General features: G+C 68.0%; 30 protein-coding genes. 13 read left to right on the forward strand and 17 right to left on the reverse strand.

Features of this window, described 5'->3' with window-relative positions; translation table 11 throughout:
• The first annotated feature begins 523 nt into the window (after positions 1 to 523).
• On the forward strand, positions 524 to 1,501 hold the full coding sequence (locus tag ACWF0M_RS24670) for a DUF4158 domain-containing protein (protein ID WP_452238058.1): 978 nt from the start codon (positions 524 to 526) through the stop codon (positions 1,499 to 1,501).
• An 85-nt stretch (positions 1,502 to 1,586) separates the two neighbouring features.
• On the opposite strand, the gene ACWF0M_RS24675 is transcribed toward ACWF0M_RS24670, so the two are convergent.
• The 4 genes from ACWF0M_RS24675 to ACWF0M_RS24690 all read right to left on the reverse strand — a co-directional run bounded on the left by ACWF0M_RS24675 (position 1,587) and on the right by ACWF0M_RS24690 (position 4,494).
• Positions 1,587 to 1,907, reverse strand: coding sequence for a MerR family transcriptional regulator (locus tag ACWF0M_RS24675; RefSeq protein WP_452238059.1), 321 nt, complete (start codon positions 1,905 to 1,907; stop codon positions 1,587 to 1,589).
• A 627-nt stretch (positions 1,908 to 2,534) separates the two neighbouring features.
• Complete coding sequence (locus tag ACWF0M_RS24680) at positions 2,535 to 2,900, reverse strand: hypothetical protein (RefSeq protein ID WP_452238060.1); 366 nt, start codon at positions 2,898 to 2,900, stop codon at positions 2,535 to 2,537.
• 31 nt (positions 2,901 to 2,931) lie between these two features.
• Complete coding sequence (locus ACWF0M_RS24685; RefSeq protein ID WP_452238061.1) at positions 2,932 to 3,330, reverse strand: alpha/beta hydrolase; 399 nt, start codon at positions 3,328 to 3,330, stop codon at positions 2,932 to 2,934.
• Between the two features lie 147 nt (positions 3,331 to 3,477).
• A complete protein-coding gene (locus ACWF0M_RS24690) occupies positions 3,478 to 4,494 on the reverse strand; it encodes an AraC family transcriptional regulator (protein WP_452238062.1) in 1,017 nt (338 codons plus the stop codon).
• A 133-nt stretch (positions 4,495 to 4,627) separates the two neighbouring features.
• Here ACWF0M_RS24690 and ACWF0M_RS24695 point away from each other — a divergent pair, with 133 nt between their 5' ends.
• Both ACWF0M_RS24695 and ACWF0M_RS24700 read left to right on the forward strand, forming a co-directional pair.
• Positions 4,628 to 5,380, forward strand: a complete 753-nt coding sequence (locus ACWF0M_RS24695) for an SDR family NAD(P)-dependent oxidoreductase (RefSeq protein WP_452238063.1) — start codon at positions 4,628 to 4,630, stop codon at positions 5,378 to 5,380.
• A gap of 913 nt (positions 5,381 to 6,293) precedes the next feature.
• Positions 6,294 to 6,674, forward strand: coding sequence for an NUDIX domain-containing protein (locus tag ACWF0M_RS24700; protein WP_452238064.1), 381 nt, complete (start codon positions 6,294 to 6,296; stop codon positions 6,672 to 6,674).
• Here the strand turns inward: ACWF0M_RS24700 and ACWF0M_RS24705 are convergent.
• Both ACWF0M_RS24705 and ACWF0M_RS24710 read right to left on the reverse strand, forming a co-directional pair.
• Positions 6,645 to 7,442 carry an SAM-dependent methyltransferase gene (locus ACWF0M_RS24705; protein ID WP_452238065.1) on the reverse strand — a complete coding sequence of 266 codons (798 nt, stop codon included), beginning with the start codon at positions 7,440 to 7,442 and terminating at the stop codon, positions 6,645 to 6,647. The genes ACWF0M_RS24700 and ACWF0M_RS24705 overlap by 30 nt on opposite strands.
• Positions 7,405 to 7,725: a phosphotransferase family protein gene (locus ACWF0M_RS24710; RefSeq protein ID WP_452238207.1), complete on the reverse strand. Its 321-nt coding sequence runs from the start codon at positions 7,723 to 7,725 to the stop codon at positions 7,405 to 7,407. Before ACWF0M_RS24710 ends, ACWF0M_RS24705 begins: the two co-directional genes overlap by 38 nt.
• A 521-nt stretch (positions 7,726 to 8,246) precedes the next feature.
• On the opposite strand from ACWF0M_RS24710, the gene ACWF0M_RS24715 reads away from it, so the two are divergent.
• Together ACWF0M_RS24715 and ACWF0M_RS24720 are read left to right on the forward strand one after the other, a co-directional pair.
• Positions 8,247 to 9,086: an aldo/keto reductase gene (locus tag ACWF0M_RS24715; protein WP_452238066.1), complete on the forward strand. Its 840-nt coding sequence runs from the start codon at positions 8,247 to 8,249 to the stop codon at positions 9,084 to 9,086.
• A gap of 31 nt (positions 9,087 to 9,117) precedes the next feature.
• Positions 9,118 to 9,258 (forward strand): hypothetical protein, encoded by a 141-nt coding sequence (locus ACWF0M_RS24720; RefSeq protein ID WP_452238067.1) that lies wholly within the window; start codon positions 9,118 to 9,120, stop codon positions 9,256 to 9,258.
• Here the strand turns inward: ACWF0M_RS24720 and ACWF0M_RS24725 are convergent.
• The 3 genes from ACWF0M_RS24725 to ACWF0M_RS24735 all read right to left on the reverse strand — a co-directional run bounded on the left by ACWF0M_RS24725 (position 9,248) and on the right by ACWF0M_RS24735 (position 11,268).
• On the reverse strand, positions 9,248 to 9,796 hold the full coding sequence (locus ACWF0M_RS24725) for an isochorismatase family protein (RefSeq protein WP_452238068.1): 549 nt from the start codon (positions 9,794 to 9,796) through the stop codon (positions 9,248 to 9,250). The two genes, ACWF0M_RS24720 and ACWF0M_RS24725, sit on opposite strands and share 11 nt — an antisense overlap.
• 77 nt (positions 9,797 to 9,873) lie before the next feature.
• Complete coding sequence (locus ACWF0M_RS24730) at positions 9,874 to 10,164, reverse strand: DUF1905 domain-containing protein (RefSeq protein WP_452238069.1); 291 nt, start codon at positions 10,162 to 10,164, stop codon at positions 9,874 to 9,876.
• A gap of 150 nt (positions 10,165 to 10,314) precedes the next feature.
• Positions 10,315 to 11,268 carry a helix-turn-helix transcriptional regulator gene (locus tag ACWF0M_RS24735; protein ID WP_452238070.1) on the reverse strand — a complete coding sequence of 318 codons (954 nt, stop codon included), beginning with the start codon at positions 11,266 to 11,268 and terminating at the stop codon, positions 10,315 to 10,317.
• 72 nt (positions 11,269 to 11,340) lie between these two features.
• On the opposite strand from ACWF0M_RS24735, the gene ACWF0M_RS24740 reads away from it, so the two are divergent.
• The gene (locus tag ACWF0M_RS24740) at positions 11,341 to 12,321 is read left to right on the forward strand and encodes a helix-turn-helix transcriptional regulator (RefSeq protein WP_452238071.1); all 981 of its coding nucleotides are present in this window, start codon (positions 11,341 to 11,343) and stop codon (positions 12,319 to 12,321) included.
• 57 nt (positions 12,322 to 12,378) lie between these two features.
• Positions 12,379 to 13,251 (forward strand): LppU/SCO3897 family protein, encoded by an 873-nt coding sequence (locus tag ACWF0M_RS24745; protein WP_452238072.1) that lies wholly within the window; start codon positions 12,379 to 12,381, stop codon positions 13,249 to 13,251.
• A 33-nt stretch (positions 13,252 to 13,284) separates the two neighbouring features.
• Here ACWF0M_RS24745 and ACWF0M_RS24750 read toward each other — a convergent pair whose 3' ends face one another.
• Positions 13,285 to 13,710 carry a nucleoside deaminase gene (locus ACWF0M_RS24750; protein WP_452238073.1) on the reverse strand — a complete coding sequence of 142 codons (426 nt, stop codon included), beginning with the start codon at positions 13,708 to 13,710 and terminating at the stop codon, positions 13,285 to 13,287.
• Complete coding sequence (locus ACWF0M_RS24755; RefSeq protein ID WP_452238074.1) at positions 13,707 to 14,558, reverse strand: LLM class flavin-dependent oxidoreductase; 852 nt, start codon at positions 14,556 to 14,558, stop codon at positions 13,707 to 13,709. The genes ACWF0M_RS24750 and ACWF0M_RS24755 overlap by 4 nt, the downstream gene beginning before the upstream one ends.
• Positions 14,559 to 14,651: 93 nt before the next feature.
• On the opposite strand from ACWF0M_RS24755, the gene ACWF0M_RS24760 reads away from it, so the two are divergent.
• From ACWF0M_RS24760 to ACWF0M_RS24770, 3 genes are read left to right on the forward strand one after another with little or no spacing between them, the layout of a single operon-like run.
• Positions 14,652 to 15,113 carry an Lrp/AsnC family transcriptional regulator gene (locus ACWF0M_RS24760; protein ID WP_452238075.1) on the forward strand — a complete coding sequence of 154 codons (462 nt, stop codon included), beginning with the start codon at positions 14,652 to 14,654 and terminating at the stop codon, positions 15,111 to 15,113.
• An 18-nt stretch (positions 15,114 to 15,131) separates the two neighbouring features.
• Complete coding sequence (locus ACWF0M_RS24765; protein ID WP_452238076.1) at positions 15,132 to 15,971, forward strand: hypothetical protein; 840 nt, start codon at positions 15,132 to 15,134, stop codon at positions 15,969 to 15,971.
• Complete coding sequence (locus ACWF0M_RS24770) at positions 15,968 to 16,744, forward strand: SDR family oxidoreductase (RefSeq protein ID WP_452238077.1); 777 nt, start codon at positions 15,968 to 15,970, stop codon at positions 16,742 to 16,744. Before ACWF0M_RS24765 ends, ACWF0M_RS24770 begins: the two co-directional genes overlap by 4 nt.
• A gap of 15 nt (positions 16,745 to 16,759) precedes the next feature.
• Here the strand turns inward: ACWF0M_RS24770 and ACWF0M_RS24775 are convergent, their stop codons facing one another.
• From ACWF0M_RS24775 to ACWF0M_RS24785, 3 genes are all read right to left on the reverse strand, one after another.
• Entirely contained in the window at positions 16,760 to 17,188 is a 429-nt protein-coding gene (locus ACWF0M_RS24775) for an OsmC family protein (RefSeq protein ID WP_452238078.1), read from the reverse strand.
• A 49-nt stretch (positions 17,189 to 17,237) separates the two neighbouring features.
• Positions 17,238 to 17,888 carry an SDR family oxidoreductase gene (locus tag ACWF0M_RS24780; protein WP_452238079.1) on the reverse strand — a complete coding sequence of 217 codons (651 nt, stop codon included), beginning with the start codon at positions 17,886 to 17,888 and terminating at the stop codon, positions 17,238 to 17,240.
• 135 nt (positions 17,889 to 18,023) lie between these two features.
• The gene (locus tag ACWF0M_RS24785; RefSeq protein WP_452238080.1) at positions 18,024 to 19,898 is read right to left on the reverse strand and encodes a propionyl-CoA synthetase; all 1,875 of its coding nucleotides are present in this window, start codon (positions 19,896 to 19,898) and stop codon (positions 18,024 to 18,026) included.
• Positions 19,899 to 19,947: 49 nt separating this feature from the next.
• Here ACWF0M_RS24785 and ACWF0M_RS24790 point away from each other — a divergent pair, with 49 nt between their 5' ends.
• Positions 19,948 to 20,868, forward strand: a complete 921-nt coding sequence (locus tag ACWF0M_RS24790) for a threonine/serine dehydratase (RefSeq protein ID WP_452238081.1) — start codon at positions 19,948 to 19,950, stop codon at positions 20,866 to 20,868.
• Here the strand turns inward: ACWF0M_RS24790 and ACWF0M_RS24795 are convergent.
• Positions 20,861 to 21,469, reverse strand: coding sequence for a rhomboid family intramembrane serine protease (locus ACWF0M_RS24795; protein WP_452238082.1), 609 nt, complete (start codon positions 21,467 to 21,469; stop codon positions 20,861 to 20,863). The two genes, ACWF0M_RS24790 and ACWF0M_RS24795, sit on opposite strands and share 8 nt — an antisense overlap.
• A 109-nt stretch (positions 21,470 to 21,578) precedes the next feature.
• On the opposite strand from ACWF0M_RS24795, the gene ACWF0M_RS24800 reads away from it, so the two are divergent.
• Positions 21,579 to 22,778, forward strand: coding sequence for a Cmx/CmrA family chloramphenicol efflux MFS transporter (locus ACWF0M_RS24800; RefSeq protein ID WP_452238083.1), 1,200 nt, complete (start codon positions 21,579 to 21,581; stop codon positions 22,776 to 22,778).
• On the opposite strand, the gene ACWF0M_RS24805 is transcribed toward ACWF0M_RS24800, so the two are convergent.
• Positions 22,720 to 24,129, reverse strand: a complete 1,410-nt coding sequence (locus ACWF0M_RS24805; RefSeq protein ID WP_452238084.1) for an APC family permease — start codon at positions 24,127 to 24,129, stop codon at positions 22,720 to 22,722. The genes ACWF0M_RS24800 and ACWF0M_RS24805 overlap by 59 nt on opposite strands.
• A 350-nt stretch (positions 24,130 to 24,479) precedes the next feature.
• Between ACWF0M_RS24805 and ACWF0M_RS24810 the strand changes: the two genes are divergently transcribed.
• Positions 24,480 to 25,427 carry a transcriptional regulator TrmB gene (locus ACWF0M_RS24810; RefSeq protein ID WP_452238085.1) on the forward strand — a complete coding sequence of 316 codons (948 nt, stop codon included), beginning with the start codon at positions 24,480 to 24,482 and terminating at the stop codon, positions 25,425 to 25,427.
• Between the two features lie 56 nt (positions 25,428 to 25,483).
• Here ACWF0M_RS24810 and ACWF0M_RS24815 read toward each other — a convergent pair whose 3' ends face one another.
• The gene (locus ACWF0M_RS24815; protein WP_452238086.1) at positions 25,484 to 26,113 is read right to left on the reverse strand and encodes an HNH endonuclease family protein; all 630 of its coding nucleotides are present in this window, start codon (positions 26,111 to 26,113) and stop codon (positions 25,484 to 25,486) included.
• Between the last annotated feature and the right edge of the window lie 118 nt (positions 26,114 to 26,231).

The following is a 26,231-nucleotide window of genomic DNA, read 5'->3' on the forward strand; positions in this document are numbered from 1 at the left end:
CTCACCGCCGCCACCAGCGAACTCAACCTCGCAGCCACCGTGGTCAACCTCCTCAAACTCCGCACCCGCACCCTCCAACCAGCAACCTGACCCCCAGCCCGGGGACTCCCCGGCCAACCAGCCCGCGCAACCGTGCTGACCACCAACCAAATCGCAACAGGCTCAATCCGCACATTTGTTTCCCCGCTCCCAGGCACCCCGGATCGAGCATCGATCCCCCGCACTCGGCTCCGCGCCGCCTGGGCGAACCGCCCGGCCGACAACTGTGTCGCGACGACGGCCCGGAGACAGGAACCGGTAGCCACCGACAAGAACTCACGGCTGGAGACACCCAGCAACCTGTTCAAGCCCCCCGCCAGCCCCCACCCCGCCCTCCGCGCACCAGTCACCGCCCACACACCGAGCAGAAGAGCCGTATATCCCCTCGTGTTGGGGTGTCGGTAAGAGAGCTGTCACCAGCCGCCACATCCGCGGATCTGCCCGGTAGCGAGCGCTGACCTTCGATCGCGGGAGTATGCCGACCGTGGATCGGTCGATCGAGCTCGATGAGTGGGTCGAGCAGTGGACGCTGCTGGATGACGAGCAGGGTCTGGTGTTCGGCAAGGGCGGAGCTGGGAAGCTCGGCTTCGTCTTGCTGCTGAAGTTCTATGTTCGGCATGGCCGGTGCCCCCGCGGCCGCGGGGAGCTTCCGGACGACGCGGTGCGGTTCGTCGCCGATCAGGTGAAGGTGCCGGCCCCCGAGCTCGGTCTGTATGAGTGGACCGGTCGAACGATCGAGCGGCACCGTACGCAGATCCGCCGGCATCTGGGCTTCCGGGAGTGTTCGGTCGAGGGCGCGGACAAGCTGGCTGGATGGCTGGCTCCGGAGGTCTGCGAGGCGGAGCGCCAGCATGATGTGGTGCGCGAGCAGATGCTTGCGCGTTGCCGAGACGAACGGATCGAGCCACCGACTGCGGGTCGTGTGGACCGAATTGTCCGGTCGGCACTGCGGCAGGCTGAGACGACGCTGGCGTGCCGGATCGCAGCCAGATTGCCGTCCGTGACGTCGGCCCGGTTAGAAGCTCTGGTGTCAGAGACCGGCGACGCTGCGGATGACGCCGATTCGGTGTTGGCGCTGGTGAAGTCGGATCCGGGCAACCTGAGCCTGGACTCGATGCTGACCGAGATCAAGAAGCTGCGTGCAGTCCGGGCGATCGGACTGCCACCGGGTCTCTTCGGTGATGTGGCGCCGAAGGTACTGGCAGGGTGGCGAGCCCGGGCGGCAGTTGAGTCCCCATCGCGACGAACAAGAACTCTCCGTGCTGTGCCTGCGGATGCTGCAATCGGCGCTGGTGTACGTGAACACCCTGATGGTCCAAGACGTCCTGGCCGACGACGACCACCGAGGCCTCACTCCGCTGTTCTGGATGCATGTGGCGCCGTACGGAGAGGTGCGGCTGAACATGGATCGACGGCTCAGCCTGCGCGCCGAAGCGTGATCTGCTCGGCGCGCGCGAGCTAGACAGAGAGAAGATCCCGGAGGCGAGTGCGCGAAGCCTGCAGGTTTCGAGTACGGGCTGTCTTCGCTGGAGTAGTCCGCAGAGCCGCTAGCCGTTCTGTTCGCGCATCTGTTCGTTGATGCGCAGGGCTTCGGCGAGTTGGTCTTCCAAGATGATGATCCGGCAGGCGGCCTCGAGGGCCGTTCCTTGATCGACGAGTTCGCGGGCCCGGGCTGCTATCCGCAACTGGTAGCGGGAGTAGCGGCGGTGGCCACCCTCGGAGCGTTGCGGGGTGATCAGTTTCGCCTCGTCCAGGCTCCGCAGGAATCCCGCCGTGGTGCCGAGCATCTCGGCGGCTCGGCCCATCGTGTAGGCAGGGTAGTCCTCGTCGTCGAAGTTGGCCGGCCCGGTTGTCGGGGTTGAACTCATCGGTGTCTCCGTGTGCAGGTCTGGGGTCATCGAACCTCCATGCCGAAGGGCCCCGGTGCCGAAGCGCCGGGGCCCAGGGGTTGTGGATTGTCACCATCTACCGGCCGTGAGGCCGACCTTGCATGTCCGCAGCGCGCCACGTGAAGGCCATCACTGCGGGGATCGCTGAATGCGTAACCGAAGACCACCTTCCCATCTGATGGAGCTACGGCACCCGCCCGGCGAAGTTCTGGCACTGGCGGGCGATCCGACGGTGTAATCCCTTCCCTTCTTCTCTCGAACCTCAACTGCCTACTGCTAACCACAACTACGAGTACTACGCACTACCTACTGCGAAACCGCTCACTGCAACTGCAAACTGCACCAGCTGTGTTGCATCCCATCAAGCCTGGAACCCTTCTCGACCGCTGGCTCCAGTGACTCTGATCGGATCTTGGCGGGAAACCCGAACCCCTTCACTGATCGGCTCGGCGGAGTCCGCCGTCGTACCACTTCACCGCTTGGACAGATCGGTAGCTGTCCACGTCAGCTTCGCTGTTCTTCTCTGTCAGTACGAGGAACACTACACAACCCAAGTTCCAATGTCTAATCTCGCCACCATAGATTTAATCTTGTGTCGAGAGAGCTTTACTGGCGGCGCAGCCGGAGGATCTGCCCGAGCGCCTCGCCGTCACCTCCGAACGGCGCGGCCGGCTTCGCGAAGAAGCCGACCGCGCTGCAGATCAGCGAGAGTGCGAACGCGGACGCGGCGAGTTGCGCGATTGCTCCCGGGTACCGGCGCCGCAGCAGCGCCAGCGCGCTGATCACCGCCCCGGATCCGAAGAACGCGATAGCGCCCGGAGTGGTTTGGTCGTGCAGAAACAGCCGGCGTACCGCTTCGTCACCGTTGAAGCCCACAAGTGCCACGACCTCCAGGACGACCAGGACACGGCCGAGGTCCGGTTGGTGCTTCGGATCACCGGGTACGCCGTCCTTCCCCGTCGTGCGGAACAAACATCATCGCGGCCGACGCGTCGTGGACCGATCAGTCGTGCTCCGGCAGCCGTCCGGTCAGCAGGAACGAGGTTGCGGCCGTGTTCGCGCACTGGTTCTTGTTCAGCAGGTAGACGCCGTGCCCGCCCTGGTCGGCCGTCACCATTCGGGCCCGGTCGCCGAGTGCCTTCCGCAGCTGCACGGCCCGGCCAGCGGGGTCGCGGAGGTTCTGCACCATCAGCACGTTCGACGGGCCGGCGTCGCCGACCTTGACCGGCTCCTCGATCGGCTTCGGCCAGTAGGCGCACGGGTTGATGTTCGCTCCGGCCGCACCGAACAACGGATACCGGATCCGATCGATCGCCACGTTCCGCTGGTACGACTGCAGCGACGTCGGCCAGTACGAGTCGTTGCAGATCATGTAGTACCGGGCCGAGTTGAGGTTGTCCACACTCGCCGCCGACGCGTTGGCGGTCGCGCCCGTGGGCAGCGGCGGAGGCGGCTGGTTCGCCTCGAGTGCCTTGAAAGCTCCGGCGAGGGTCGCCAGCTGCGTCGCGCCGTACGAGGGGGCGACTGGTTCGCACCCTGGCCGAAAGTACTAGGCCACTGCGTCGTCACGAGGGTCGTCACCAGGCCCGGCCGATGAGTGAACAACCGTCGTACCAGCCGGCGATCGACGTGCCTGTCGTGCCTGGTTCCGGAACTGTGCGGGCGATACGCCGACCACACGGCGGAACGCGGTGCTGAACGCGCTCTCGGACAGGTAGCCCGTGGCCCGTGCAAGTTCGGAGATCGACAAAGTGTCGCGGACGAGGGCGTCACGGGCAAGGCTCATCCGCCACTGAATCAGGTACTCCAGGGGCGGGACCCCGACGTGGCTCCTGAACGCCTGGGCGAACGCGGAACGCGACATGTGGCTGATCTCGGCGAGCTCCTTGAGGGTCCAGGAGTGGGCCACGTCCGCGTGCAGGGCGCGCAGGGCGGCGCCGATGCCGTCCTCGTTCAGAGCGCCCAGCCAGCCGGTGGGCCGATCTGTCTGGGCAGCGTGAGCGCGCAGCATGTGCACGAGCAGGATCTGGGCGAGGTGGTTCTGCACCAGCGGGCCGCCGGCGGCGATGACCCCGACCTCGGTGGCCAGGAGATCGATCAGCTGCGCGAGTCGCCGGCCATGAGGATCAGCCTCGCGGACGATCACGAGCGGCGGCAGGAGATCGGTCAGCAGGGCCGCGTTCTGGTCGTCGAACGCGATATGCCCGACGCAGAGGTAGAGGTCCTCCTCGGAAGCCGGGCCGATCTCGGGGCCGATCCGCACGATCCCGTCTTCGGCGCCCGTCAACACCGGCGCCGCGGAGCGCGGGCTTGCGTCGAGCGTGCCGGCCAGCACGTACGGCGGTGGGTTGCCCAGCATGAAGGTGTCACCCTGCTGCAGGAGCACCGGCTCGTGCCCGTCGAGGATCAACCAGCACTTGCCACGCACGAGGCCCCCGATCCGCACATGCAAGAACGTGTCGAAGCGCAAAGCCCACTCGCCCACAGCCCGGATGCTGGGCCCGATCACCGTGCGGGGCCGGAGCAGGCCGATCGCGTCAGCCACTGGATCCCGATATCCGAGCACCAAGCCCTCCTCCTGGACGATACGTAAAGAACTCTGGACTATCCCTTATGGATAGTATCCCGGGCCTCCCGCAGTATCGAAGTCGAACAGATCGACATGGAGATCGACACAAACAGCGATGGAGACACCCATAATGGGACAGCTCGAAGGCAAGACGTCGGTGGTCACCGGAGGCAGCAGCGGGATCGGCCTGGCCACCGCCGTACGACTCGCCGACGAAGGCGCGTACGTGTTCGTCACCGGCCGGCGCGAGGCCGAACTGGAGGCCGCCGTCAAAACCATCGGCCCAGACCGGGCCACCGCGGTCGTCGGCGATATCTCGAAGCCGGAGGACCTGGACCGGCTCTACGCCGCGGTCGGGGCCCGAGGCAAGGGCCTGGACGTGCTCGTGGCGAACGCGGCGATCGGGTCGTTCGTGACGTTGGAGCAGACCACCGAGGAGCACTTCGACCAGACCTTCGCGGTCAACGTCCGCGGCACGCTGTTCACCGTGCAGAAGGCGCTCCCGCTGCTCCACGACGGCGCCTCGATCGTCCTGGTTGGTTCGACTGCCGGCGACCGTGGAGTAGAGGCGTTCGGCGCGTACGCGGCGTCGAAGGCGGCCGTCCGATCCTTCGCGCGGACGTGGTCCAACGAGCTCAAGGGCCGCGGCATCCGGGTCAACGTACTCTCGCCGGCATGGATCGAGACTCCCGGAGGCACCGCCGCTTTCGGCGACGAGGAAACCGCCCGGGCCATCAAGGAGAATGTCGCCGCGACCGTGGCCAAGGGCCGCATGGGTCAGCCTGAGGAGGCCGCCGCAGTCGTGGCCTTCCTGGCCTCGGAACAGAGCAGCTACGTCGTCGGCGCGAACATCTACGTCGACGGAGGCACGAACCAGATCTGAACAGGCACCACACGGGAGGCGCAGCTGAAAGCATCCCAGATTCTCTGCCGCCACTCTCCAGGGCAACGCGAGCGACGATCAGCCCGGCGGCGCATCGGACACCGAACCGAAGGAGACCGGGACATACGCGCCGAGGGCAACAGAGCTGCGGACAGGCATCAGCGATGCCAGCACCGGCCATGGTGATATGTCGATTGGCGTCCGCATGTGTGTAGCGGCCGGCGTCGTCGGGCTGAAAGAGCGGTTCGGTCGTCGAGTAGGCCTTGGTGCAGCGCAGCGGGTTGGTGGCGGCGGAAGTGCCGGTGGCGGAGGTTCGCTGGCCAACGGGGGCGTAGGTGTAGGTGGCGGTCACAGCGCCGGCGGCCCGACGAGTCCGATGGCAAAGAAGTCGCAGCAACCTTGCAACCAGAACCCGTAGTGCTCCCCGGGGACACAGATATCCGGTCATGTGCTCGGGTACGTCGGCGGCGGGGAGATCGGCGCGGGCGGGACGGATCCGGGCGGTGAGCGGGGCAGGCTTGGTGGTGGATAGCGGGCTTGGTGCGGATGGCGCGGTGGGTTCGTGCCGTGGGGCGGGTTTGGTGTGGGCGGAGGCGGGTTGTGGGCGGGGCGGGAGGTGTAGATGGCGGGGCGGTGGGGTGACTGGGGACAGGCGGTGGGGTGGGAGGACAGGAGATGCCGGGTGCTGTGGGTCCGCGGGGTGTTCCGTGTTCGCGGACGGCGGTCGTTGGCCGTGTGTCGGGTGGGGGTCTGGCGCCGCTGGCAGTGGTGGGTGGCGGGGTTGTCGGTGGTGGGGGGCAGACTTGCGGGTTATGGGTGTGAAGGTTCCGCGTGGGGCTGCGGTTGTGGTTGAGGCGGGGAAGGTTCTCGTGGTGAAGCGGTATCTGCGGCAGGGGGTGTCTGGGAGTGTGTGATGTGCGAGTACGGCGGCGCGCGGGGGCCGCGGTGTGATGGGCATCGGTACGCCGTACTTCCTGGCGGGCATGTGGAGCCGGGTGAGTCGGCGGCGGGGGCTGCGCTTCGTGAGCTTCAGGAGGAGACGACGCTGACGGGCACGTTGGATCGGTTGCTGTGGACCGGTACGCACAACGGGCGGCCGGCGTACTACTTCCTGGTTCGCGACGTGGACGGCGTACCGGAACTGTCAGGTGATGAAGCCGTGGAGCATTGTGCGACGAATCATTTCGAGCTGCGGTGGGCTGATGCGGCGGACCTGGAGGAGTTCGGGATTTATCCGGCCGAGCTGCGGGCGCATTTGACGCAGTTACTTCAGGCGGGCGACTACGCGGGTTAGGCCGAGGAGATTTCCTTGGTCGGCTTGCAGTAGGTGTTCGTCGGGTTCGTAGCCGCGACCGACCTGGGCGCAGGTTTGTAGCCAGAGGAGCCAGTCGGCCCAGCCGTTCGGTACGAAGTCGGCGGTCTCGATGGTGACCAGGCCGGTGCGTTCCCAGAGGCGTCGCCACCAGTCGGGTGGGAGCCAGGTGCAGACGTCCGGTCCCCAGCGCTCCGCGACGTACGGCGGCGGCGCGAAACTGCGGGCGCTGACGTCGGGCGGGGTGAGGTCGGGCGGGGTGAAGTTGGGGGCGGTGCGGATGCCGGGGGTGATGATGCCGAGGGTGCCGTTCGGGCGGAGGAACTCGGTGAGGTACGGGAGGTAGTCGACGCCGGTGCCGAAGTAGTTGTACGCGCCGACGCTGACGACCGCGTCGAAGAACCCGTGCGCGAACGGAAGCTTGCGGGCATCGGACTGGATCGGATGCACCCGGCCCGCCACGCCGGCGTCCTGAATACGTTGCCAGTTCTCGGTGGGGTCGACCCACAGGTCGGTCGCCCAGACCTCGACGTCGTACTCGCGGGCCAGGAAGATCGACGTCAACGCCGTACCGCAGCCGAGGTCGAGGACCCGCATTCCGGGCCGCAGCGACATCGTCTCCAGCAGGCTTTCGGCGCTCCACAGCGGGTGCGGGCCCATCAGATTGTCGACGACCCATTGCTGGTCGTACGTATTCGATCGCGGATATCGGTCAAGGGTGAGCGCTTCGCGCAGGAGTTCGCTGGACATGCCGTGACGATGCCAGCGTGCTCGGTTCGCTCACAACGCAATTTCGGCGACGGTCTCGGCGATCATTCGATGTCCTTGCTGCCCAAAGGATTCGTCGCCGACCTGGTGTGCCCACACCGCCGTGCTGACCGCCTGCGCGGCCGAAGTCGATGACGCGGACGGTGCCGTTGTCGACGAGCCAGTTGCGGGGCTGCCAGTCACCGTGGGTCGGAACGAGCGTCGCAGGCGGTGGTTCTCGTGGGATTCGTAGTTGTCGTCCGGTACGGCGAATTGCCGGTGAAATGCAGCGAGCAGTTCACCGGCTTGGCGATAGGTGTCGGGCGCCCATTCGTACGGCGTGCCTTCGACGAGTTCACCGGGCAGGAAACGGGTCAGGAGGAGCTTGGCGTTCTCGTCTGCGTGGATCAGCTCGGCCGCTCTCCCCCGCGTGGTCCACGACTGCAACCAGTTGCGGTGGGCACGGATCTCGCGGGCGAGGTGGTGGTCGGCATCGTCGCCTGCCTTGGCGATGTAGCGCTCTCCGTGGTGCTCGAGCTCCAGGACGAGGGTCCCGATGGTGCCCCAGCTGTGGTCACGCACGATCGCCGCGGACGGTAGCCACGTGTCGAGGAGCTGTTGCTGCTGCTCGGTGAGTCCCACGCGCCTGAGAGTAGCGCAAGAAATGTGTGGGAAAGGATGGACGAATTCTCTGGAAGGATTTATCCTGGCCGAATGCAGAATTCACAGGAGAATGCATCCCTACCAATAAACTTATCATCGGGAATTGCGGAAAGCAAGTCCAGCGAATTCTGGACGCTCGGAGAGGTGGCGGTCCGGCGGATCGGGTTCGGGGCGAAGCGGCTCGCGGGCGCCGACGGCGGCGGGGCCGACGTACAGGACCGGGCGATCGCGCTGCTGCGGCGAGTCGTGGAGCTGGGGGTTAATCACATCGACACTGCAGCGTTCTACCCGAGTCATGGGCTGACGGGCGAGACGCGGTTCGAGAGTCTCGGGTGGGCGAACGACGTGATCCGCCGGGCGCTGGCGCCGTACCCGGAAGAGTTCGTGCTCGCGACGAAGGTTGGGCCGACCGAGCACGGGCTGGCGCGGCCGGACGAACTGCGGGAACTCGTCGAGAGCGATCTCCGGGTTGTCGGGGTGGATTCGCTGGACCTCGTGTACCTGCGGCAGATGGGACTGGAGTCGATTGCTGAACATTTCGGTGTCCTGGCTGAGCTGCAGGCGAAGGGGATGATCCGGCACCTGGGTGTCTCGAACGTGCGGGTCGCGCATCTGCACGAGGCGCGGGAGATCGCGCCGGTGGTTGCGGTGCAGAACCGGTACAGCGTGGGGTTTGGGCGGGTGAACGACGAGATCCTGGAGCTGTGCGGTGAGCTGGGGATCGCGTTCATCCCGTTCTTCACGCTCACGGCGGAGTCGCGGGAGGCCGGCGGGGTGCCTGAATCCGGGCCGGTCCAGGAGATCGCGGCTCGCCACGGGGCGACCGATGCGCAGGTGCGGCTGGCGTGGACGCTGAGCCGCGGTGATCACGTGCTCGCGATCCCGGGCACCTCCAGCCCGAAGCACCTGGAAGAGAATCTCCAAGCCGCTGACCTCACGCTCTCCGCCGAGGATCTAGCGGCCCTCAACTCGCTGGTGGACTGAGCTTGCCTGAGGTTTGCCCACTGAAGATCCGGTGGGCAACCCTCCACCCATCAGCAATCCACAGGCGGTCGGGATCCAGGCCGTGCTCATCGACCGGAACGACGCGCACGCGAGCGCCGACGTACCGCGGGTGCGGCTGCTGACTCAGCTCCTGGACGTCGTCAGAAGGTGACCTCGTCAGTCTTCTGTACGGCGGCGGTCCGGCCCGGAGCCCGGTGGTACTGCCAGTAGAGGTTGGTGTGCGCGATCACCTTGTCGGGCGTCGGTGCGCCGTACTCGGTCAGGTCCTCCGTGGTGTGGGCGTCGGCGACCAGCGTCACGTCGTACCCACGCACCATCGCGCCGTGGATGGTCGAGCGGATGCATTCGTCGGTCTGCGCGCCGCTGACGATCAGGTGACCGATGCCGGCGCGGGCGAGGACGTCCTCGAGGTCGGTCGCTTCGAAGCTGTCGGCGTACGTCTTGTGGACGAGCGGCTCCGAGTCGTCCCGGGACAGTTCAGGCACGAGTTGCCACGCGTCGCTGTCCTTCACAAGGTTGTCGCTGGAGTGCTGGACCCAGACGACCGGAACTCCCCCGGCGCGGGCCTTGCCGACGAGCGTGCCGATGTTGGCGACGACGCGGTCTCGCTCGAACGCCTCCCCCACGACACCGTTCTGGACATCGACGACGAGCACGGCCGTGTGCGGCCGGTCGGACAGCGTGGACATCGCGGCTCCTCCCTCTTCAAAACGTGACGGCAAAACAAGTACGGCGAACGCTAGACCCGCCCGCCGACAGTTTTCGTTCAGCTACGCAATCGCAGCCGCACGGTCGGTACGTCGCCGTCGTCGAGATCCTCCGCCCGCCGTACGGACGCCTTCACCGGCAGGAGGTACCGCCCGTCCTTCGGGAACATCGACGTGTCCCAGACGCTCGCGCCGATCTCGGCCGTGACCGGGATCATCCCCCACCCGTACGTGACGAAGTTCGACTCCGCCTCGAAGTACGCGCTCTCCTCGTCCGGCACGGTAATGAAGTACCAAGGCGCCGGCCCGCGCCAGTACCAGATCTCCCCCGAGAACTCGATGTCGTTCATCCCGCTAGCAGCCACTCGTCCACCACTCCCATGAACTCGTCGAGATGTCCGTACCAGACCGAATGCCCCGCACCCGGCACCGACCGCACCCAGAATCCCATCTCCACCAACTCCCGCGCCCGCTCCGGTCGCCGGATCCCCAGGTGAGGATCAGTCGGGCGGGGCCGTGCTTGCGGCGAGCAGGCGGCGGGCCAGGAACTGGCAGGCGGCCTGGAGTTCGGGGCTGGCGACGACGCGGAACGGGGCGCGGATCTCGGACAGGTGCGCGGCGTACCAGTCGGGTTCGTTGGTGCTGGCCAGCAGACGGGTGCGGTTCTCGTCGATGGGTTCGAGGCGGCCCATGCTGCGCGGGATCCAGCGGGCGGCGTCGTCGAGCGGCGCGTTGATCTCGACCTCGATCGGGTACCGCCAGCCCATCGCGAGGTGTTCCTCGACGGCGGCCAGCGGGTCGAGGTCGGCGGGTGGGACGAACGAGGTCGGCTGTGCTTCGACCTTGGTGATCTTGTCGACGCGGAGTACGCGCCGGGCGTCCTTGGTGTGCGACCAGCACAACAGGTACCAGCGACCGCGGCGTACGACGACCGCCCACGGGTCGACGTCCATCGGCCATTCGTCCTCGTGGCGGCGGTAGTGGATCGTCACGCGGCGGCTGTCTGCGCTGTGCGAGACGAGCGCGGCGGTGATCTCGGGATCGGGGGTCCGGGCGCCGGGATCGGGTCCGCGCGCGCTGACCCGGCGGATCGCGTCGGTCGACCGGGCGACGGCCTCGGGCAGGACCCGGACGATCTTCCCGAGCGCGTCCTCGACCGGGTCGGCGGTGCCGCGCGGTCCTTCGAGCACCGCCATCACCAGGCCGAGCGCCTCGGTCGGGCTGAACATCAACGGCGGTAGTCGCAACCCACGTCCGACCCGGTAACCGCCGTACGGCCCGCGGACCGACTCGATCGGGATGTCGGCCTCGCGCAGGATCGCGACGTACCGGCGGGCCGCGCGCTCGGACACGCCGAGCTTGTCCCCCAGCTGATCCGCGGTGATGCCGGGGCTGTTCTGGATCAGCTCCAGGACCATCAGGGTCCGCGCCGTCGGGCTCACGTCGTACGCCATCAGTCACCATTCCGGAAGAAGGCCGTCCGGAACTGAGGGTAACCCGATTTAAGTGCTCAGACGGTGAGCGGTTTGTCTGCGACGATCGGGGTCATGCGGGCGGATCGGTTGGTGGCGGTGTTGTTGCTGATGCAGGCCCGGGGCCGGGTGACCGCTGCCGACGTCGCGGCGGAGCTGGAGATCTCGGTGGCGACGGCGCGCCGGGATCTGGAGGCGTTGTCGACGGCCGGCATCCCGGTTTATCCACAGCCGGGGCGGAACGGCGGCTGGCAGTTGGTCGGCGGTGCGCGGACCGATCTGAGCGGGCTGACGGCAACCGAGGCGCAGGCGTTGTTCCTGCTCGTGGGTCCTGCGGCGTCGATCGCTCCCGACGCGAAAGCGGCGCTGCGCAAGCTCGTGCGGGCGCTGCCGGACACCTTCCGCGAGCATGCACAGGCGGCGGCCGAGGCGGTGGTGATCGACCCGGCCCGCTGGGGCGAGCACATGAAGGAACGCCCAGAGCTGGTACGTCGCCTGCAGGACTCCGTCGTACGCCGGGAACGCGTGCGACTGGTCTACTCAGGACGCGGCCGGGACACGTCGGAGCGGGCGGTGGATCCGCTCGGTCTCGTGGACAAGGACGACGTCTGGTACCTGATCGCGTGGACCGAGAAGGGACAGCGGACGTTCCGCCTCGATCGAGTGGTCGACGTCGCGGCGACCGGCGAGTCGTTCGAGCGGCCGGACGGGTTCGAGCTGTCGACGGCGTGGGCGGAGATCGTCGAGCGGATGGAGGAACGGCGATCGGGGCTGACGGCAACTGTCCTGATGGACGAGCGGTTCGTGTGGGTGATGCAGGACCGGCTCGGCCGCAACTGTGAGGTCGACGGGACCGTCGGTGACCGGGTGCGGCTGAAGGTCACCGCGCCCACTCCGTTAATGATCGCGCAGCACCTGGCCGGCTGGGGCGGGTCGATCGAGGTGGTGGACCCGCCGTCGGTGCAGGCGGAGCTGGCGCGTCTTGGCCGGGAATTGACGCAGCGCTATGCCGGAGTGGACCACCGGCATGAGTAAGGTGCCATGGTTCATCGTGTCCCGACACCGCCCCTCAATCAGCCTCAGGAACCATCCGTGACCACATCCCCTCCCCAGCCGCCGCAGGGCCCGTACTCAGGTCAGCCGGCCGGCTACGGTCCGCCACCGCAGCAGTTCCCGCAGTACAGCCAGCCGGGCCAGCCCGGTCCGCAGCAACCAGGCCAGCAGTACCAGCAGCCAGGTCCGCAGCAGCAGACCGGCCTGCCGCCGTACCCGCAGGACGGTCAGCAGTACCAGGGCCAATACCCGGGCCAGCAGTACCAGCAAGGGCAGTCGTTTCCGCAGCACGGGTACGAGGCGCAGGGCCAGACGACCTGCCGCTTCTGTGGTGCGTACCCGGCGGCCGCGGCGACCGTCCGCGGTCACCAGGGCCTGATCATCATCATGCGGTTCCTGAAGCTGCAGGGCCCGTTCTGCCGGACCTGCGGGATCGCGTCCGTGCGCGACATGACCGCGAAGAGCCTGTGGCAGGGTTGGTGGGGTATCGGTTCGTCGATCATCAACCCGATCACGATGCTGATGAACATCGGCCCGATGCAGCGGTTCAAGCAGCTCCCGGAGCCGACGCCGGGTCAGGGCCGGCCGATGGACCCGGGCAAACCGCTGTTCCAGCGGCCGGCGATCCTCGGTCTGCTGCTGCCGATCGCGCTGATCGCGGCGATCGTTGCGGTGAACCTGAACTCGACCGAGTCGAAGGCCAAGATCGGCGCCTGCGTCGTCAACAAGGGCACGACGAAGGACCCGGACGTGAAGGTCGTCGACTGCGGGTCCTCGGAGGCCGAGTACAGGATCGTCGACAAGATCGACGATTCGACCGACGACAGCCAGTGCGGTGAGGACGCCGAGGCGTCGTACGTCTATCAGAGCGGCTCGACGAAGTACACGCTCTGCCTGACTCCAGTTAAGTAGCGGTTGCGGGGTCCCGGCACCGGGACCCCGCTTTCAGCTGTAGTACCCGTCGACCGGCACGCGCGCCTCGTCGTACAGCTCCGGCCCTTCCAGCGGTACGTCGGGGAAGCCTCCCGTCGACTTGAGCCCGTCGAGCTGTTCACCCGACAGCGCGAACACGACCTTGCCGAGCCCGGATCTGGCGAGCGCGCCCGAGCACATCCCGCACGGCTGGCAGCTCGTGTACATCGTGGTGCCGGCCGCGACCTCGGGCGACAGTTGCTGCGCCGCCCACACGGCGAGCTTCAGCTCCGGGTGGAAGCTGATGTTCCCTTCGGTGAGCGTCGTGTTCCGCTCCTCGATCAGCACGGTGCCGTCGGGGCCGACCAGCAGCGAGCCGAACGGCGGGTTCCCGTCGTTCCGGGCCTCCGCGGCGAGTGCGATCGCGCGGCGCAGGAATCCTTCTGCCTCAGGTGTCACGTCGTCTCCAGTTCACTTCGTTGCGCGGCGATCGTCGCCAGCGCCTGCCAGGCCGCCTCGGGCCGTTCGGTCTCGGTGGGGTCGCCGACGAACGGATCGAGTACGACGCTTTCCGCGCCGAGTTCCCGCAGTACGGCGAGATCCTGCAGCACCTGCTCGATCGAGCCCTCCCCCGCGACCCGATCGTCGTCGCTCAGCGGGTCGTCCGTCAGCCGGAGCAGGATCCGCGGCGCGAACCCCGGCGCCGGCCGGTCCTGCGACGCCGCGATGGTCCGCAGGCGATCCAGCCCGGACCGCAGTTGCTCGATCGTCTGCCGCAATGGATGCCACGCCTCGCCATACCGGACGGTCCGCCGCAATGCCGCCGTGCTCGAACCGCCGACCCAGATCGGGATCGCCCCCGCGCCGTAGTCGGCCGCATCGGCCCACGCGCGCCGCAGTTCGGCGAGCACCTCGTCGGTACGCCGGCCGCGGTCCGCAGGTTCCGCGCCGAGCGCCTCGAACTCCTGCCGCGCCCACCCGACCCCGACACCGAGCACGAGGCGGCCACCGCTCAACGCGTCCAGGTTCGCCGCCATCCTTGCCACCAGCAACGGATGCCGGTACGGCGCGATCAGTACGGTCGTCCCGAGCCGGACCCGGTCGGTGATCCCGGCCAGCCAGCTCAGCGTGGTGAACGGCTCGTAGAACGGCGCCGGGTACTGCTTCGCGACATCCGGCGTGATCACCACGTGGTCGGACACCATCAGCAGGTCGTACCCGAGTCCTTCGACGACGCGCGCCCAGTCCCGCAGCCGCGCCGGATTCGTCCCCGGGCCGAAGTTCGGCACGTTCACTCCCAGTTCCACGCCATCAGACTATCCAGGCGATGACCCGCCCCTGAAGAGATTCCTCCCGGCGTACGCCGCCTCGCGCCGGGGAATCGCCGGTAGATTGGGTGCATGGCCGAGAGTCTCGATCCGACCGACTGGGCGATCATCGACGAACTGCAGGAGGACGCCCGGCTGTCGCTGACGCAGCTCGGCAAACGGGTTAACCTGAGCGCGTCGGCCACCACGGAGCGGGTACGCCGGCTCGAGGCCATCGGTGTGATCACCGGCTATCGCGCCGAGGTCGACCTCACCAAGGTCGGCTACCCGGTGCTGGCCGTCGTACGGCTGAAGTACCCCGGCAACAAGCATGAGCCGCTGCACCGCCTGCTGGCCGAGCGCCGCGAGATCCTCGAGTGCCTGCGGACTACAGGCGACGACTGCTACACGTTGAAGGTCGCCGCAGCGTCGATGCCGCACCTGGAGGAGCTCGTCAACGAGCTGACCGACTTCGGTAGTACGACGACCAACCTGGTCTACTCGCAGACGCAGCGCTATCGCGGTCCGCGAAAGCCGGTAGCCGATCCGGGCTGAGGATGAGAGCGTTGCCCGGTGCTGACCGTCCTGGGTGTCGACGTCTCGCCTGATCTGCTGGAGCGATGGGTCGACTGGCTCGCACCCGACGAGCAGCCGTTCTTCGTGACGAAGAAACAGGCGACGGCCTGGAAGCTGGCGACGGACGATCGGGAACCGAGCCGGGAGGACCGCGACACCTACCTCACGTACGCGGTCGACGGGAAGGCCGCTCGGACGGCGTGGCTGAGCGATGCGGCGTTCAGCGAGTTGCCGAAGGCGACGCGGGCCGCGCTGGTCCGGGCGCAGGTCAACTACGACCGTGGGGCGGTGCCGACGGTGCGGAAGTGGGCGCGGATCGTCGGGCCGGAGATTCGGCAGCAGGCGGACGGGCATCGGTTCGTCTGGTGGAAGTCGCTGCTGCGGGAGCCGGCGCGCGTGCTTCCCGAGATCGTGAGCGAGGATCTCGGGCCGAGCCGGCATGCCGAGGTCCGGACCTGGCCCGCGGAGTTGCCACGCGTACGGGAGCTGGCCGGAACGTTCCCGGACGGTAGCGGGCCGAACTGCTTCGGCACCGTGATGGCGGCCTGCGGTGTCGACGGCGCCGAGGACGTCTGGATGCTGCGCGAGCCGTTCGAGGAATGGCTCGCGCACCACACCGAGCGCGGCGGCAAGGACGACGTACCAGGCACTGTGTTTGTCTGGCGCAACACTGCGGGCCTGGTCCAGCATGCGGCGCTGACCATCGGAGACGGGTGGATGCTGCACAAGCCGTCGCAGTCCTGGATGACGCCACGGAAGGTGCGAACGGTCGCGGAGGTGAAGCGCGCCACGCGGACCGCCGGCTGGCGGCTCGAACGCCATAGGGTTGCCCGATGAGGTTGCTCGTCACCGGTGCCGCTGGACTCCTGGGGCGCGAACTCCTGCACGCGGCCGGCCATGAGGTCGTGCCGGCGTACCACTCGCAGGTCGTGCCGGGTGGAGTGCATCTCGACGTACGGCGACGTGACGCGGTGCACGAGGTGATCCGCAGCGTCCGGCCGGACGGAATCATCCACACCGCCTACAAGCAGGACGACTGGGCTGCGACGGCCGACGGTGCGGTCAATGTCGCGCTCGCGGCCGGTGACGCGAGGCTCGTGTTCGTGTCGAGCGACGCCGTGTTCGGGCCACGTGACTCGGCCTATCGCGAGGATGATGCGCCTTGTCCGACAACGCCGTACGGCGCGGCCAAGGCTGCGGCCGAGACGGCGATCCGGGCGATCCGGCCGGGCGCGGTCGTTGCGCGTACGTCGATCATCGTCGGATCGGACGGCCGGTCGGGCGAGGAACAACGGGTACGTCGGTTGCTGGCCGGCGAACCCGGTGCGTTCTACAGCAGCAACATCCGCTGCCCCGTCCACGTCGCCGACCTCGCATCAGCGCTACTCGAACTGCTCACGTCGGACGTCAGCGGCATCACGCATGTCGCCGGACCGGAGGCACTGAGCCGGTTCGAGCTGGGCCGGAGGATCGCGATCCGCGACGGACACGACCCGGACCAACTGCCGTCGGAGCCCGGCGAGCCGTCGGACATCCGCATCGACTGCCGACGTACTCAGCAGCACCTGAAGACGCGCCTCCGACCAGCCGCCGAGTTCCTACGCCCCTGACCGCAGGGGCTCGGCTCAGTCGTTGACCGTTGTGGTGACAGGGGTGCCGAGTTCGACGGTGCGGCTGACCGTGCAGAGGCGGTCGTGGGACATCTTCACGGCGCGCGGCAGGGCCTCGCGGGCCTTGTCGCCGTCCTCGCCCTCGGGGAAGTACACGGTGAATTCGACCGCGAGGTTCTCCATCCGGTTGCCGTCCTCAGCGTCCCGGATCTTGTCGCCGCGGACCACCGCGCTGAACTCGGTCGGCTCGGCCCGGCGGCTCACCACGATGTCGACGTCGATCGCCGAGCAGGTCCCGATCGCCGCCAGCAGCAGCTCGACCGGCGTGAAGTCGGTGTCCGCGCCGCCCGAGCCGATCCGGATGCTTCCGCCGCGGGCGTTCCGCACCTCGTAGCTGCTGTTCGCGAGGCGCTCGAAGGTGACCTGCCGGAGTGTGTCTGCCATAGTGTCGCAGTCCCGTCACATTCTGTTGCTTGTGGCAACGTCATAAGGGTCAGAGGTTCTCGAGCGCCACGCGCACGGGGGTGTCCCCGGCGATCAGCTCGAGCGTCCGGCCGATCGCGGCCGGGGCGTCACAGAGTCCGGCCAGCACCAGCGCGACGTCGTCGCGGGTGATGGCGCCTCGACCGGTCTTGTCGGCGAGGTACACCATGCCGGTCCCAGGATCGTCGGTCAGGCCGCCGGGCCGCAGCACCGTCCAGTCCAGGTCCCTGGCGCGGAGGTCCTCCTCGGCGGCCCACTTGGCCCGGAGGTAGATCGTGAACGTCTCGTCGTCGGTCAGCGACGGTGCGAGGTCCGCGCCCATCGAGCCGACCTGGATGTGCCGCCGTACGCCGGCCTGTTCGGCGGCGTCGGCGAACAGCGCGGCCGCACCGCGGTCGACCGTGTCCTTGCGCGCGTTCCCGCTGCCCGGCCCGGCGCCCGCCGCGAAGATCGCCACGTCCGCGCCCGCCAGCACCTTGGCCACCGCCTCGACGTCGGCCTGCTCGAGATCCAGCACGGCGGCCTGCCCGCCGGCCGCGGCGATGTCGGCCTCGTGATCCGGGTTCCGTACCACCCCGACCACCTGATGCCCGTCAGCGCTCAGCAACCGGGTCAGCCGCAACGCGATCTGCCCGTGTCCACCCGCAATCACGACTCGCATACCCGCAGCCTATCCCCGCGCGTTCGACGATCTGCAGCTCGACAGGACATGTCCCTTCGGTTGGCCGAGCCGCACGCTCAGCCAACCGAGCGTTTCGTCGCAGTGGACGTATACGTACTGTCGAGCTGCCGATTGCTACCCACGCAGGACCGGGCGGAGCGCGTCCAGTACGGCGGGATCCTCGATGGTGGACGGGACCGGTTCGTCGCGGCCGTCGGCGATTCCGCGCATCGTGCGGCGCAGGATCTTGCCCGAGCGGGTCTTCGGCAGCGCATCGACCACCGACACGTCCCGGAACGCGGCGACCGGCCCGATCTCCCGGCGTACGGCGGCCACCAACTCGTCCCGCAGTACGTCGTCCGGCACCGTCGCGCCCGCCTTCAGTACGACGAACGCGCGCGGCAACTGCCCCTTCAACGCGTCGTGTACGCCGATCACCGCGCACTCCGCGACCGCCGGATTCGCCGCGACGACCGCCTCGATCGAGCCCGTCGACAGCCGGTGACCGGCCACGTTGATGACGTCGTCGGTGCGGCCCATCACGAAGATGTAGCCGTCGTCGTCGATGAACCCGCCGTCGCCGGTCAGGTAGTAGCCGTCGTACTCCTTGAGGTAACTGTCGATGTAGCGCTGGTCGTCGCCCCACAACGTCGGCAGGGCGCCCGGCGGCAGCGGCAGCTTGATCGCGATCGCGCCCTCCTGCTGCGGCAGCAGTTCCTTGCCGTACGCATCGAGGATCTGCACGTTCCAGCCCGGCATCGGCACGGTCGCCGAGCCCGGCTTGGTCGGCAGCGGCTCGAGTCCACGCGGGTTGGCCGCGATCGGCCAGCCGGTCTCGGTCTGCCACCAGTGGTCCACGACCGGTACGCCGAGATGCTCGTGCGCCCAGTGGTACGTCTCCGGGTCGAGCCGCTCCCCCGCCAGGAACAACGTCCGGAACGTGTCCAGCGAGTACTTCGCCAGCTCGGCCGCCTCGGGATCGACCTTCTTGATCGCGCGGATCGCGGTCGGCGCGGTGAACAACGCCTTCACGCCGTGCTCGGAGATCACCCGCCAGAACGCGCCCGCGTCCGGCGTCCCGACCGGCTTGCCCTCGTACAGGACCGTGGTCGCGCCGACCAGGAGTGGCGCGTAGACGATGTACGAGTGGCCGACGACCCAGCCGACGTCGGACGCGGTCCACCACACGTCGCCCGGCCCGATGTCGTACACGTTGCGCATCGTCCAGGCGAGCGCGACCGCGTGGCCGCCGTTGTCGCGGACGACGCCCTTCGGACGTCCCGTCGTACCGGAGGTGTAGAGGATGTAGAGCGGGTCGGTCGCCGCGACCTGCACCGGGCCGACCGGCTCGGCGACAGCGGTCAGCGTGGACCAATCGAGATCGCGTTCGCCCAGTGCCGCCGGGGCTTGTTCGCGCTGGAACACGATGGTGTGCTCGGGCTGGTGCGAGGCGATCGTCAGCGCCTCGTCGATGATCGGCTTGTACTCGACGATGCGTGTCGGCTCGATGCCACACGAGGCCGCGACGATCACGCGAGGCCCGGCGTCCTCGATCCGCGCCGCGAGCTCACGGGGCGCGAAGCCGCCGAACACCACCGAGTGGATAGCGCCGAGTCGCGCGCAGGCCAGCATGGCGATGACCGCTTCCGGGATCATCGGCATGTAGACGATCACCCGGTCGCCCTTGCCGACACCTAGCGCTGCTAGCGCACCGGCGAACGTCGCCACTTCGTCCCGCAGCTGCGCGTAGGTGTAGCTCCGCCCGGTCCCGGTGACAGGTGAGTCGTAGATCAGCGCCGTACGATCGCCGTCACCTGCCTCGACGTGCCGGTCGAGCGCGTTGTACGACGTGTTCAAGGCGCCGTCGGGGAACCAGTGGAAGATCGGCGCCTTCGTCGCGTCGAGCGCCCGCGTCGGCGGTCTCGTCCAGGAGATCGCCTCGGCCGCCTCGAGCCAGAACCCATCTGGGTCGTCCAGGCTCCGGCGGTAGCTTTCGTCGTACGCGCCCATTCCCTGGCCTCCATCTTTCGGCTGATCACCATCGTGGCAGGGTTGAGGCATGACGGTAAGCCTCGAGGACGTGAAGCAGGCCGCGGAGCGGATTGCCGGGCGGGTGCGGCGTACGCCGGTGATCCAGGTGGCGCCGGGGCTCACGTTCAAGCTGGAACTGCTTCAGCACACCGGCTCGTTCAAGCCGCGCGGCGCGTTCAACCGGCTGCTCACCGCGAAGGACAGCGGCGAACTCACAGGTCAGGGCATCGTCGCCGCATCCGGCGGCAACCACGGCCTGGCCGCTGCGTACGCGGCGCGCGAGCTCGGCGTACCGGCCCGGATCTTCGTCCCCCAGACGACCCCGGCCGCGAAGCTCGGCAAGCTGCGCACCCTCGACGCGGACATCGTGCAGGTCGGATCGGAGTACGCCGAGGCGCACCAGGCTTCGCTCGCGGCGCAGGAGGAGTCGGGTGCGCTGCTGGTGCACGCCTACGACCAGCCGGAGGTCGTCGCCGGGCAGGGCACGGTCGGCCTCGAACTGCTCGAACAGGCCGGCATGTTCGACACGGTCCTCGTCGCGGTCGGTGGCGGCGGGCTGATCGCCGGCATCGCGACCGCCATCGGCGACAACGTGCAGGTCATCGGCGTCGAGCCCGCGCAAGCACCCACCATGCACCGCGCAATTCAAGCCGGAGCCCCGACCGACGGCCCGGTTGGCGGCGTAGCAGCCGACTCCTTGGGCGCACGCCGCCTAGGCATCCTCGCCTTCGAAGCAGTCCAGGGCCACCACGTGCAGTCCGTCCTCGTCGACGACGAGTCGATTGTTGCCGCCCGCAAGCAGCTCTGGCGCGAGTACCACCTGGCAACCGAACACGGAGGAGCAGTCGCCTGGGCAGCCCTCGCCTCCGGCGTCTACAAACCCGCCGCCGGCGAGCGGGTGGTGGTCGTCGTCTGCGGGGCGAACACCGACCCCGCCACGCTCACTTGACGCGTTGCTGCTTGTCGTCGGACAGGACCCAGGCCGCGAGCACACCGGCGATGCCACCGAACAGGTGACCCTGCCAGGAGATCCCGTCCTGCGGGAGCAGCCCGCCGAGCAGCGCACTGCCCCAGACCATCACGACGACGATGCCGAGCAGCACCTGACCGAGTCGGCGGTTGAACAGCCCGCGGAGGATCAGGTACGACGCGTACCCGAACACCAGCCCGCTGGCGCCGATCGTGATCGTGTTCGGCGGTGAGATCAGCCAGGTCCCGAACCCGCCGATCACCGTCACGATCGCAGTCACCGCGAACAGCCGGGCCGCGCCGCTGACCGCGATCAGTGCGCCGAGTGTGACCAGCGGCAGCGTGTTCGAGATCAGGTGACCGAACCCGAGGTGCAGGAACGGCGCGGTCAGGATCCCGATCAGGCCACGCGGCTCGCGGGAGATGATCCCGTACTGGTCGAGCGCGCCGTGCGTCGCGGTGTCGACGACCTCGCTGAGCCACATCAGCCCCACCAGACCGACGAGCAGCTTCAGCCCACCACCGATCCGGGCCGTGTCCACAGCCCGTCCCGTCCGCTTCGCCGGAGTCTGGAAGCTCATACCCCAACGATGCCGTATCCGCTCAAGTCTCAGCCCGTGACAGGCGCGGCGACAGCGGACAGTGATCTCTGGGATACTGCGAGTGGCAATCGTCGAGTGAGGGGGAACGATGCCGATAGCTGTCTATGTCCTCGGGCTGAGCATCTTTGCGCAGGGCACGTCGGAACTGATGCTCGCCGGGCTGCTTCCCGAACTCGCGACGGATCTGCACGTGACGATCCCCCAGGCGGGCCTGCTGATCTCCGCGTTCGCGATCGGCATGCTCGTCGGTGCCCCGGTCCTCGCGGTCGTCACGCTCACCTGGTCCCGGCGTACGGCGGGACTCCTCTTCTTGGCGATCTTCGCGCTCACCCATGTCGTGGGCGCACTGACGTCGAGCTACGCCGTACTGCTCGCCACCCGGATCGTCGGCGCCTTCGTGTACTCCGGGTTCTGGTCGATCGCCGCGGCGACCGTGGTCGCCCTCGTACCGGCGAACAGCCGCGCGCGGGCGATGAGCATCGTCACCGGCGGCCTCACGATCGCGACCATCGTCGGTCTCCCGCTCGGAACTGTCCTGGGGCAGCACCTCGGCTGGCAGTCGGCGTTCTGGACCGTGGCCGGGATGTGCGTGCTCGCGATGGCAGGCGTCTTCGCCACGCTGCCGGCCGACCGGCCGGACCCCGCCGGCGCACCCCGCCTCGCCGACGAACTCCGGGGGCTCCGCAACGCCCGGCTGTGGCTCGCGTTCGGCACCACGGTGATGGTCACCGCGACCATCCTGGTCGTGTTCAGCTACCTGGCCCCGCTGCTGACGCAAACCACCGGTCTGCCGACTGGTGCCGTCCCGGGTGTGCTGGCGCTGTACGGTCTCGGGTCGTTCATCGGGATCACCATCGGCGGCAGGTACGCCGACGCGCTGCCGTTCCACACGCTCTTCATCAGCATCGTCGGGCTGATCGCGCTCTCCGCCGTACTGGCGCTCACGGCCACCGATCCGGTGCCGGCGATCGCCGTGATCGCGCTGCTCGGCGGCTTCGGCTTCGCCGCGAACCCCGCCCTGAACGCCCGCGTGTTCAGCCTGGCCGGTGACGCGCCGAGGCTCGCGACCGCGACGAACTTCTCCGCGTTCAACGTCGGCATCACACTCGGCCCGTGGCTCGGCGGCCTGGCGATCGACGCCGGTGCGGGCTATCCCGCACTCGGCTGGATCGCCGTCGGCACCGGCGCCGTGGCCCTCGCGACCGTACTGTTCGCAGCGCTCGACCCGGTCAGTTCACCGGACCCTGCGGATCGAGGTGCGACGGGTCGAAGTCGGCGTGCCGGTTGAACACATACTTGTTCAGCAGCCACGTGATGATCCACAGCCCGACCCCGACGACCATCAGCCAGCCGGCGATCTTGTAGTCCTCCGACGCCCGCCCGGACAACGGGCTCGCCAGGTACACGCACAGGACGACACCTAGCACCGGCAACGCAGTCGGCGCGCGGAAGTGCTTGTGTTCGACCCGGTCCCGCCGCAGGATCAGCACCGCGACGTTCACGATCGCGAACACGCACAGCAGCAGGAACGCCGTCGTACCACCGAGCGCCGCGAGGTCGGCGTACCCGATCAGCACGAACGCGAGCAGCGTGGTGAACAGGATCGCGATGTACGGCGTACGGCGCTTGCGGAGCACCCGGCCGAGCGGACCGGGCAGCACCTGCTCGTGCGACATGCCGTACAGCAGGCGGCTGGCCATCAGCATGTTGATCAACGCCGAGTTCGCGACCGCGAACATGGTGATCCAAGCGAACAGCTCGAGCGGGAACCCGGGTGCGCCGGCCTGGACGACCTTCAGCAGCGGCGTCGCGCCCTTGTTCAGCTCGTCCGGCGAGACCAGCGCGACCGCGGAGATCGCGACCAGCACGTAGATGACGCCGGTGATGCACAGCCCGATCAGCATGATCTTCGGGAAGATCCGCACCGGGTCCTTGGTCTCCTCCGCCATGTTCACCGAGTCCTCGAACCCGACCATCGCGAAGAACGCCAGCGCGGTCGCGGCCGTCACCGCACTGAACGGCGACTCGCCTTCGGGGACCTTGAAGTCGGTGAGCCGGGAGGTGTCGCCGTCGCCGCCGATCAGCGCCCAGGCGCCGATCCCGATCACGATCAGCAGACCGCTGAGCTCGACACAGGTGAGTACGACGTTCGCCTTGACGCTCTCGCCGACGCCGCGCAGGTTCACCAGCGCGATCAGTGTCATGAAGGAGAGCGCGGTGATCATCAGCAGCGCGCCGCGGTCGGCGTCGATGTGCGCGGCGGAGAAGAAGTTCGCCGCGAACGCCTTCGACGCGCTCGACGCCGAGGTCAGACCGGAGCACATCACCGCGAACGTGAGCAGGAAGGTGAGGAAGTGGATCCCGAACGCCTTGTGCGTGTAGACCGCCGCGCCACCGGCCTTCGGGTACTTCGTCACGAGCTCGAGGTAACTGGTTGCGGTCAGCAACGCGACCACGAACGCACACAGGAACGGCAGCCAGACCGCGCCGCCGACCTCACCGGCCACCTTGCCGGTCAGCGCGTACACCCCGGTGCCGAGGATGTCCCCGACGACGAAGAGAAGCAGCAGTCCGGGTCCCATGACCCGCTTCAGTTCAGGTCTCTCACCGGTCTGCGCTACGGCGGCGGATTCAGTCATGAAGGCTCCCCGGAGTCGGTCTGACAGCATGTGGCCCGTGATGCACCTTCGACTCATCGTCCCATCGGACCGCAGCGAGCGCGTCCTGAACGCGCTCGTCGATCGCCGGCGTGGTGACCCTGATGCTGCAGCGGCTGATCTGGCGCAGTTACCTGAAGGTGAAGCGAAGGACGGGCGCGCGCGTTGAGGCTTGACCAGACGTCCCCTGTCCGATCCGCGCGCGCCCGGCACCGTCAGACATACCCCACCTGAGGGGTTCTGGCACCTGACAGGGTGCTGACGTATCCCGGACATGGCGCGAAGTAGCCAAATCGGTCGAGCCGGTCCACGGGACGAGATAGCCTGATCGGATGCTGGAGTCGGTAGGGGTGGAGCCGTCGGACGAGGAGGCCTACCGGGCGTTGCTGTCGGCGCCGGGCTGCGGCGTCCGCGAGCTCGCCGATCTCCTCGGCCGTGACGAGCAGGAGGTCGTCGCGACGACCGGCCGGCTCGAGAAGCTCGGACTGCTGACCAGCACCGCCGACGACCCGGTGCGCCTGCTCCCGACCCGTCCGGACGTCGCGGTCGACGCGCTGGTCGCCGTACGGCGGGCCGAGCTCGATCGTGTTCGCGCCGAGGCACGCGTGCTGTTGTCGGAGCTGAGCACGCAGGAGCAGTACCGGCCGGAGAACCTGGTCGAGGTGATCGTCGGTCAGGAGGCGATCGCCGCCCGGTTCGCGCAGCTGCTCAACGGGACCAATGCCCAGCTCCTCGTCCTCGACCGCCCGCCGTACGCCGCGCAGGCCGCGGAATCGGACAGCACCGTACGAGGACTGCTCGGCGACGGGGTCGTCGTTCACGGCATCTACTCCCCCGACTCGCTCGACATCCCGGGCGGTGTCGACGAGGCGTACAGCGCGGCCGATGCCGGCGAGACGTCGCGGGTGCATCCGCAGGTGCCGATGAAGCTGGCCGTGTTCGACGGGAAGATCGCGCTCCTGCCGCTGTCGGTGGACCAGTTGGTCGACAGCGCACTCGTCGTACACCCGTGCGCGTTGCTGGACGCGTTGATCGAGATGTTCTGGCTGCTGTGGGACCAGGCCGTGCCAGTCGTCCCCGCCGCCAAGGCCGACCCGACGGACGCCCGGCTGATGACGTTGCTCGCGGCCGGGTTCAAGGACGACGCGATCGCCCGGCAGCTCGCGCTGAGCAGCCGGACCGTCGGGCGCCGGGTGGCCGAGCTGATGGAGACGCTGGGCGCGCGGACCCGTTTCCAGGCCGGCATCCACGCCCAGCGCCGCCACCTACTCGAGGACTGACCCGTTACGTCCGAAGAACCGCGCAGACGTCCCGCCGCTTCTTCGGACGTAAGCGATCAGCAGGTGGCTAGCATCTGGGTTAGGGCGGTTTTCTCTGTTGATTGCAGGGAGAGCTTGTACGTGTATTTCACCCAGATCCACTCGCGGGCGTAGATGCAGTGCACCGAGGCGTTCGGCGGCTTCCACGCCGACGGGTCCTTGTCACCCTTCGAGCGGTTGCTCGACGCCGTCACCGCGATCAGCTGCGAGATGGTCAGGTTGTTCGCGAACTCCTGACGCTTGGCCGTTGTCCACGCGCTGGCGCCCGACTTCCAGGCCTCCGACAACGGCACGATGTGGTCGATGTCGACGCCCGAGGAGTCGTTCACCCAGGTCGAGTCGTACACGCTGTACCAGCGGCCGGCCGTCGGCTGGCAGCTGCTGTCCACGGTCACACCGGTGCCGTCGCGCTTCAGCACCTCTTCGCGGGTGTCGCAGGTCCCGGACTGGTTGATCCAGTGCGGGAACTTGTCCCGGCTGTAGCCGTCACTCGAGCCCTCCGCCTTCACGGTCAGGCTCGCCAGCTGGGTCGCGGCGGTACTCGCCGACGGCGGGGTCGGCGGGTTCGCCAGCGCCGGTCCGGCGCTCAGCGTCCACGCAGTCGCTACTGCTGCCACGGTTGTCAGTACTGCAGTCCGGCGTCGCATCGGTCAGGCCTCCGAGGGTTAGGGCGGATCCCCCCTGACGTGCTGTCCTCAGCCTTCCCCGATCACAGGCGGTAAGAAACCACCGAGCGATGAAGGCCGCATGAACGTCACCGTCATA

It is taken from the genome of Kribbella sp. NPDC055110 (assembly GCF_053607525.1).